Origin of the sequence: Curtobacterium sp. B18 (genome assembly GCF_000333375.1) — a bacterium.
Classification (GTDB): Bacteria; Actinomycetota; Actinomycetes; order Actinomycetales; family Microbacteriaceae; genus Curtobacterium.
In genome coordinates this window covers 1-502 of sequence record NZ_BACZ01000209.1, presented here as the reverse complement: position 1 = coordinate 502, position 502 = coordinate 1, and the positions used below count along the sequence as shown (strand labels likewise).

Sequence of the window (502 nt, the reverse complement as noted above, 5' to 3'; positions counted from 1 at the left end):
TCCCGTCCGTCAGGTGGTGGAGCGGGGCTTACGCCTCGACCGCGACCTTCTCCGGGTCCTCGTTGGAACCCGGCGCGCTCGGCGCGACCGTCGCGCGCACGCGCGCGCCGAGGTCGGCGTCGACGTTCGTCCAGTACGCGAACACGCGCTCGCGCAGGTCGTCGCGCGTCACCTTCGAGACGTGCCCGGCGATGTTGCCGACCAGACGCTCGCGGGCGGCGTCGTCGAGGACCTCGCGGACGAGCGTGCCGGCCTGCCCGAAGTCGTCGTCCTCGGGGTGGAGGGTCGCGGCGGAGCGCTGCAGCGCGCCGTCGGACTCCCAACCGGGAGCCTCGTCGCTGGCGGCGGGGTCGGCGTGCGCACCACCGAGGGAGTTCGGCGCGTACACCGGCACCTCGGCCTTCTGGAAGTCGAAGCGCATGGCGCCGTCCTTCGAGTAGGAGTGCACCTCGTTCTTCGGGGCGTTCACCGGCAGCTGCGCGTGGTTCGTGCCGACACGGTA

At 72.5% G+C, this 502-nt stretch carries 1 protein-coding gene; it reads right to left on the bottom strand.

Going from position 1 to position 502, the window contains the following annotated elements:
- Positions 1 to 28: 28 nt before the first annotated feature.
- Positions 29 to 502: catalase-related domain-containing protein (locus I5E_RS05510; protein WP_031261642.1), on the bottom strand; the 474-nt coding region annotated here is incomplete at its 5' end.